Below are 7,229 nucleotides of genomic sequence, written 5' to 3'. Positions count from 1 at the left end.
GTCCGGCCGCTGCCGTCCGGCGAGGGCGTGGACCTGCTCGCCGGGATCGTCGGCCGCGACCGGGTCGAGAGCGAGCGGACCGCAGCCGACGCGATCGTGGCGGCCTGCGACGGGTTCCCCCTCGCGCTGCGGATCGCCGGGGCGCGGCTGGCGGCCCGTCCGGCCTGGCCGCTGTCGCACCTGGCCGGGCTGCTGGACGGCCCGGGGCGGCTCGACCAGATGGTCGCGGGCGACACCACCGTCCGCGCGCACATCGCGCACGCCTACGCCGCCCTCGACGAGCGGACCCGGCGGGCGTTCCGGATCCTGGCGCTCGCGGGCCCGCACCCGTTCGCGCCGTGGGTCGCCGAGGTCCTGCTCGACACCGCCGACGCGAGCGGCGTCCTGGCGGAGCTGGTGGACGGCTGCCTGCTCACCGCGAGCGGGGTGGACCGGTTCGGCCAGCCCCGCTACCGCATGCACGACCTGCTGCGCGAGTTCGCCAGCGAGCGGCTGCGCGGCGACCCCGAGACCGAGCCGGCGCTGGAGCGGCTGATCGTGGCGTGGCTGGAGCTGGTGGACGCCGCCGACGACCGTGCCCCGCGCGACCCGTACTTCCCCGCCCCGGCGCGGTTCCGGCGGTGCGCGGTGGTCGACCCGGAGCTGGTGGGACGGATCATCGCGGCCGACCCCGTCGCGTGGATCGAGAGCGAGACGCCGAACCTGCGGACGATCGTGGAGGTCGCCTGCGTCGCCGGCCGGCACCGGCTCGCGACCGGGATCGTGATGCGGCTGGCCGCGCACGCCCACCTGCACCGCAAGCACTTCGAGGTGGAGTACCTGTGGCGGCTCGTCGTGCGCGCCGCGACCGAGGCGGACGACGCCGAGACCGCCGCCTACGCCCGGTTCCGCTGTGCGGCCGTCCTCGCGGGCGACCGGGCCCGGCCCGCCGAGGCGGTCCCGATGGTGGACGAGGCGGCCGAGGTGTTCGAACGGTCCCGCAACCACCGGGACCTGTCCCGCGTGCTCAGCCTCCGGGCGTTCTGCCGGCAGGCGCTCGACCGTCCCGAGGACGCCGTCCGGGACGCCGAGCGGGGCCTGGAGCTCGCCGAGCTGACCGGCGAGCGGCACGCGCAGCTGACCTCCCTGCGCGTGCTCGGCCTCGCCCTCAGCAAGCTCGGCGACCACGTGCGCGCCGTCGCCTCGGCCGAGCGCGCCCTCACGATCGGACGCGACCTCGGCGAGCCCGCGTACCAGGGCATCGTGCTGTACAGCCTCGTCCGCATCTACGCCGAGGCCGGACGGTACGACCGGATCCCGCCCCTCTGCGAGGAGGGCGTCGCGTTGAACAGGAGCATCAACCACGTCGCGGGCGCGGCCTACTTCTTCGAGCAGTGGGGCTACGCGCACCAGGGGATGGGCGAGCACGACCGGGCCGTCAGGAGGCTCCGCACCGCCCTCGCCCTGTTCGTGTCCCAGGACGAGACCGAGCCGGTGGCCGCGTGCCGCGAACGCCTCGACGAGAGCCTCCGCGCCCTCGGCGAACCGGCGACCGCCCGCGCCTGACGCCCGGCTCCGACGCCCGGAGCCGACGGCGCGGGTTCAGAAGAGCGTCGGAGGCTCAGCCGGGACGGGTTCGGGCAGCGGCTCGACCTCCGGGACGACCGCCCGCACCTCGTCGTGGAAGCGGCGGGCCAGGACCGGGGCCTCCGCGTTGTCGGGCGTGTGGACGAACACGGTCGGCGAGCGGCCCTCGCGCAGCCACGCGGCCGTGACGTCCACCCAGTGCCGCCAGCCCTCGACCGTGCGGTCCACGTCGTCGCGGCCCAGGTACCGGACGATCGGACGGTCGGTCAGTGCCCGGTCCCGGCGCGGCAGGCGCGGCTTCCTGGTCCAGGCGTCGCGCTCGGCGTCACTGGTCGGCGGGGCGGCGAACATCGTGACGGTGTCGAACGGCACCCACTCGGCGTTCACCCCGGAGAGGACGCGTTCGAGCATGCGCTCGGCCCGCGCGTCCTCGAAGAATGCCCGGTGCCGGACCTCGACCGCCACGCGGTGCGAGGAGGGCATGCGGCGCAGGAAGGCCGCGAGCGTTCCCAGGTCGTTCGGCCCGAACGAGGCGGGGAGCTGCACCCACAGCGCGTGCGCGCGAGGGCCGAGCGGTTCCATGGCCGTCAGGAAGGCCCGCATCTCCGCGTCGGCTCCGACGAGCCGGTGCTCATGGGTGACCGTCTTCGGCAGCTTCGCGATGAGGCGGAAGTCGGGCGCCGTCTGCTCGGCCCAGGTCGCCACCGTCTCCACGGACGGCGTCGCGTAGAACGTCGTGTTCCCCTCGACGGCGTTGCACCAGGACGCGTAGGCGCGCAGTCGCTCGTTGGGCGGCAGCGGATGCGGAACCAACCGTCCTCTCCAGGGCGCAAGAGTCCACATCGCACATCCCACATGAAGCCGCATGGCCACGACCGTATCGCCGCCCCGCCGCGTCGCGGACGTGACCGTGAGCGCCGGACCGGATCGCCCGAGACCTTCCGGACGGGGGTGGTCTGGAACGCGTGGTTCCGCTCACCGAGCCACGACGCCCCGCCGGGGCGGGGCGTCGCGGTGTGGGTCGCCGGTCAGCAGCAGTGGGCCAGGTCGGCGGAGGCCGGTGCGGCGGTCGTGGCGGAAATCGCGGCGGTGAATCCGGCGGTCATCATGGCGGCCATGAGGGCTGCGGCGATGCGACGGCGCATGGTGTGCTCCCTTGCCAGGTAGGGGAATTGCGTCCACGGTAGGACGGAAATGCGTGCCGATCAATGGCGTATTTCGGCGGCCACTCCCGGTGTCCGCGGGGTGTTCATGTGTCATGCCCCGCCGGGGCGGGACATGACGGGCGCGCTGGGTGTCAGCAGCAGTAGACCGTGTCGGCGGAGGCGGGTGCGGCGGTCGTGGCGGAAATCGCGGCGGTGAGCCCGGCGGTCATCATGGCGGCCATGAGGGCTGCGGCGATGCGACGGCGCATGGTGTGCTCCCTTGCCAGGTAGGGAAATTACGCCCACGGTAGGACAGGAATGCGGCCCCGGCAATGATGCATTTCAGATGGCTACTCGGTGTGCGATATCGGCCACGTCCCGCCCCTGGTGTTGGGTCTTGATTCGCCATAATGATCTGCCGAAAAACCGGCTAGGTCCTGTCGCCCGTCCAGGCGGGGAAGCCGGGGGTGGCCCAGGCGTGGCCGTCGGGGGTGACCGCGAACGCCTCGATGCCGGGCAGCCCGGCGACCCAGTCGCGGGCGTCCGCGCCCATCGCGAACCCGGCGGTGGCGAGGGCGTCCACGCGGGTCAGGTGGCGTCCGACCAGGGTGAGGGAGACCAGGCCGGTCGCGGCCCGGCCGGTGCGCGGGTCCACGATGTGGTCGCCGCGCTCGGCCGTCCCGGACGTGGCGACCGCGATGTCGGTCCCGGTGACGACGGCCATGAGGTCGCCCCGGTGGAAGGGGTGCGCGAGGCCGATCCGCCACGCCTGCCCCGGGCCGGCGGAGCCGCGCGCCTGGACGTCGCCGCCCGCGTTCACGCAGTGGTCGGCCGCCCCCGCCTCGGCCAGCAGGTCCGAGGCGGCCTCGGCGGCCCAGCCCTTCACCATCCCGGACGGGTCGAGCCGTCCGTCCGGCGTCCAGGTGAACCGGCCGCCGCTCTCCTCGGCGACCTCCGCGCACAGCCCGAGCACCTCGGCGACCTCGCCCGCGCACCGGTCGAGCGTGAGGGTCCCGGCGGCGAGGCGGCTGATCTGGCTGTCCGGGCGGTAGGTCGAGAACACCGCGTCCACGTGGCGCAGCCAGTCCTCCGCCGCGTCCAGCGCGCGGTCGATCTCGGGCGTCAGCGGCGTCCGGACGTCGAACGAGAACACCGTGCCCATCACGTGGACGACGCGGACCTCGCGCGCGGGAACGTCTTCATCGGACGGCGTCGGCTCGTCGGACGGCGTGGGCTCGTTGGAAGGGGTCGGTTCAGGCATGGGCCATGTCCAGTGCGCTCTGCAGCGAGCCGATGTAGCCCTCGCTGGTGTAGGTGGCTCCGGAGACGGTGTCGATGCGCGCGTTCCCGGCCGCGAGCGCCTCCCGCGTGAGGCGCGGGACGGCCATCTCGGTCAGCCGCCGGTCCCGCCCGTTCTCGGACGGAGCCTGGAGCACCTTCACCCCGGTCAGCTTCCCGTGCGCCAGCGTCACCCGGACCTGGACGGGGCCGTACCGCGTGTCGACGGCGTCCCCGGTGAAGGTCCCGTTCGCGGACGCCCCCGCCGAACCGGACGTGCCGCGGGGTGACCCGGTCGCGGCCCCGCCCGCGCCGGAGCGTCCGGCGGACGATCCCGTGGCGGCGGCGGCCGATCCGGCGTGGTGCGGCTTCAGCGCCAGCAGCAGGCCGACCCCGGCGACCGTCGCGCCGGTGGCGAGAACGGCTCGGCGCATCATGCGCCCTCCTCCCGGAACCCCCGAGGGGGCTCGTGATCAGAACTCGAAGGACTCGTGGTGGACGCGGCGGGCCGGGACGCCCGCCTCGCGCAGCGCACGGCGCGCCGCGCGAGCCATGCCCGGCGGGCCGCACAGGTACACGTCCCGCTCGGCCACGTCGGGCACGACCGAGCTCAGGGACGCGGCGGTGAGCGGGAGGGAGTACTCGGCGGGGTCGTCCACGAAGCACAGGACCCGGCGGTCGCCGCGGGCCGCGAGGGCCTCCAGCTCGCCGCGCAGCGCAAGGTCCTCGGGACGCCGCGCCAGGTAGACCAGGGTGACGTCGCCGCGCAGGGTCTCGAACAGCGCCCGCAGCGGCGTGATCCCGACGCCCCCGGCGAGCAGCAGCACCCGCCGCCGCGTCCGCCTGGCCTCGGTGAACGCCCCGTACGGGCCCTCCGCCCACACCCGGGTGCCCGGACGCAGCCGGGCCAGGGCGCGGCTGTGGTCGCCCGCCGCCTTGACCGTGATCCGCAGCAGGCCGTCCCGCGCCGGTGCCGACAGCGAGTACGGGTTCGCCGCGCCCCACATGCCCGGCGCGAGGAACCGCCAGCGGAAGAACTGCCCCGGCCGCGCCGAGAGGTCGTCCAGGCGGTGCCCGGTGACGTACACCGACACCACGCCCGGCGACTCGGACCGGACCTCGGCGACCCGCATCCGGTGCCGCAGGTTCCGGACGACCGGGACGGCGAACCGGTACCAGGCCAGCACCAGCGCGACGCCGACGAACAGCGTGTACCAGAAGTACCGGGCGAGCGGCCGGTCGACGAACTGGGCGCCGTTGGCGAGCTGGTGGAAGAAGACGAGGAGGACCGCCAGGTAGGTGCCCAGGTGGAGCAGGTGCCAGACCTCGTACCGGAGCCTGCGCCGGGCCAGCCGCGCCGAGGTGATCCCGACCGCGAACAGCAGCAGGGTGCCCAGCGTCGCCTTGAGCATCTCCGGATAGTGGAAGACCAGGTCGCCGGTCTGGCTGATCACGTTCTTCCGGTCCGTGAGCGCGTAGCCCCAGATGACCAGCAGGACGTGCGCCAGGGCCAGGCAGACGGTGTAGCGGCCGCCCGCGGCGTGCCAGCGCGCGAGCCGGTCAGCGCCGACGTCACGCTCCAGCGCCGGGACGCGGGCCATGAGCGCGAGCATCACCGCGCACCCGTAGGCCGCCAGCAGCCCGGTGATCCGCGCGCCGCCGGTCAGCCATCCGGCCGCCCCGACCACCGCGTCCGTGCCCTGCCACCACAGCGCCAGGACCGCCAGGCCGCCCCCGTAGACCGCGCCGAGGACCCATCCCGGCCGCAGGCCGCGCCGCCGCGGCCCCACCTGGGCGCGACGGACGTCAGGCCGGACGCGTCCGGTGCGAACCGCCGTCATACGGGCCCCCTTTCGATCGGCGTCCCGCCACAGTGCCAGCCGAACCTCTGAGAACGCTCAGAATCACCCACGCACCCCCTGCTTCTGAGCCGATTCAGAGGGAACGCACAGGAACGGGGGCGAAACTGGGGGCACCATGGACGATGATCGCGGGTTGGGCCACGCCGACGGGACGCCCGTCCGCGTGCTGGTGGTGGACGACGAGCCGGACCTGACCGACGTGCTCGGCCGCGTGCTGGCCCAGGAGGGCTGGCAGGTGCGGACCGCCGCCGACGGCGCCGGGGCGATCGCGACCGCGCGCGAGTTCCGCCCGGACGCGGTCGTGCTGGACGTCATGCTTCCCGACATCGGCGGGCTGAGCGTCCTGCGGGAGCTGCGGGCCGCCTCGCCCGAGGTCTGCGTGCTGTTCCTCACCGCCCGCGACGCCGTGGAGGACCGGGTGGCCGGGATCACCGCGGGCGGCGACGACTACGTCACCAAGCCGTTCAGCCTGGAGGAGCTGCTCGCCCGGCTGCGCGGGCTGCTGCGCCGGGCCGGGCTGACCCGCCGCGCCGCCGCGTCCGCGCTGCTCACCGTGGGCGGGCTGAGCATGGACGAGGACGCCCGCGAGGTCACCCGGGACGGCGAGGTGGTCGAGCTGACCCCGACCGAGTTCGAGCTGCTGCGGTTCCTGACGCGCAACCCCCGGCGGGTGCTGAGCAAGGAGCAGATCCTCGACCGGGTGTGGAGCTACGACTTCGGCGGCCGGGCGCACGTCGTCGAGCTGTACGTGAGCTACCTGCGCAAGAAGATCGACGCGGGCCGGGCCCCGATGATCCACACCGTCCGCGGGGTCGGCTACGTGCTCAAGCCGGACACGCGGTGACAGAGTCCCGGCATCCGGCGACGGCTCGCGGCGGCCCAGGGACGGCTCGCGGCGGCCCGGGGGCGGCTCGCGGTAGCACTGCGGCGGGCCTCCTGCGGGGTCTGCTCCCGCGGACGCTGCGGGCCCGGCTCACGGTCGGGCTGGTCGCGCTGCTGGCGTTCTGCTGCCTGGCCGTCGGGATCGCGACGGTCACCGCCCTGCACGGCTTCCTGGTCGGACGCGTCGACGAGCAGATCACCTCCCTCGGCCCCCGGCTGGCCGCCGGGCTGGAGCACGAGCGGCGGCCCGACTCCGACAACCGCATCCCCGACACGCGCGGCGTCCCGCCGAAGACGTTCGCCGCGCGGCTGTTCGGCGGCCGGGTGACCGCGGCCGGGGTGGTCCGGGACCGGGCGGTCGAGGGCGTTCCGGTCAGCGCCGATAACGTCCGGGCGCTCAACGGGCTGCCGGCGGACCACCGGCCGCGGACCGTCCGGCTGTCGGCGCTGCGCGCCTACCGGCTGGCGGCCTACCGCGGCGACGACGGCGACGTGC

Annotated in this window: 6 protein-coding genes and 1 pseudogene; 3 read left to right on the top strand and 4 right to left on the bottom strand. The window is 74.6% G+C overall.

Annotation, left to right across the window (positions count from 1 at the left end):
- Positions 1-1,545, top strand: a 1,545-nt coding sequence (locus tag AB0J52_RS20810) for a tetratricopeptide repeat protein (RefSeq protein ID WP_500183293.1), incomplete at its 5' end; no start/stop codon positions are given.
- A 36-nt stretch (positions 1,546-1,581) separates the two neighbouring features.
- Here AB0J52_RS20810 and AB0J52_RS20805 read toward each other — a convergent pair.
- From AB0J52_RS20805 to AB0J52_RS20790, 4 genes are all read right to left on the bottom strand, one after another.
- Positions 1,582-2,433, bottom strand: coding sequence for a DUF72 domain-containing protein (locus AB0J52_RS20805; protein WP_500183292.1), 852 nt, complete (start codon positions 2,431-2,433; stop codon positions 1,582-1,584).
- A 708-nt stretch (positions 2,434-3,141) separates the two neighbouring features.
- Positions 3,142-3,972, bottom strand: coding sequence for an FAD:protein FMN transferase (locus AB0J52_RS20800; protein ID WP_500183291.1), 831 nt, complete (start codon positions 3,970-3,972; stop codon positions 3,142-3,144).
- The gene (locus tag AB0J52_RS20795) at positions 3,965-4,426 is read right to left on the bottom strand and encodes an FMN-binding protein (protein ID WP_500183290.1); all 462 of its coding nucleotides are present in this window, start codon (positions 4,424-4,426) and stop codon (positions 3,965-3,967) included. The genes AB0J52_RS20800 and AB0J52_RS20795 overlap by 8 nt, the downstream gene beginning before the upstream one ends.
- A gap of 36 nt (positions 4,427-4,462) precedes the next feature.
- Positions 4,463-5,830, bottom strand: a complete 1,368-nt coding sequence (locus AB0J52_RS20790) for a ferredoxin reductase family protein (protein ID WP_500183289.1) — start codon at positions 5,828-5,830, stop codon at positions 4,463-4,465.
- A gap of 136 nt (positions 5,831-5,966) precedes the next feature.
- On the opposite strand from AB0J52_RS20790, the gene AB0J52_RS20785 reads away from it, so the two are divergent.
- A complete protein-coding gene (locus tag AB0J52_RS20785; RefSeq protein ID WP_500183288.1) occupies positions 5,967-6,695 on the top strand; it encodes a response regulator transcription factor in 729 nt (242 codons plus the stop codon).
- Positions 6,692-7,229, top strand: a pseudogene (locus tag AB0J52_RS20780) (hypothetical protein); the annotation flags it as partial. The gene AB0J52_RS20785 and the pseudogene AB0J52_RS20780, both read left to right, overlap by 4 nt.

This window comes from Spirillospora sp. NPDC049652 (genome assembly GCF_040675125.1).
In the GTDB taxonomy this organism is placed as follows: domain Bacteria; phylum Actinomycetota; class Actinomycetes; order Streptosporangiales; family Streptosporangiaceae; genus Spirillospora.
The sequence above is the reverse complement of the archived record's forward strand: the minus strand, read 5'-3'. Positions and strand labels throughout refer to the sequence as shown.

Coding starts and splice junctions, on each gene's coding strand:
- AB0J52_RS20805 (WP_500183292.1), bottom strand. CDS start 2,433: ATGCGGCTTCATGTGGGATGTGCGATGTGGACTCTTGCGCCCTGGAGA.
- AB0J52_RS20800 (WP_500183291.1), bottom strand. CDS start 3,972: ATGCCTGAACCGACCCCTTCCAACGAGCCCACGCCGTCCGACGAGCCG.
- AB0J52_RS20795 (WP_500183290.1), bottom strand. CDS start 4,426: ATGATGCGCCGAGCCGTTCTCGCCACCGGCGCGACGGTCGCCGGGGTC.
- AB0J52_RS20790 (WP_500183289.1), bottom strand. CDS start 5,830: ATGACGGCGGTTCGCACCGGACGCGTCCGGCCTGACGTCCGTCGCGCC.
- AB0J52_RS20785 (WP_500183288.1), top strand. CDS start 5,967: ATGGACGATGATCGCGGGTTGGGCCACGCCGACGGGACGCCCGTCCGC.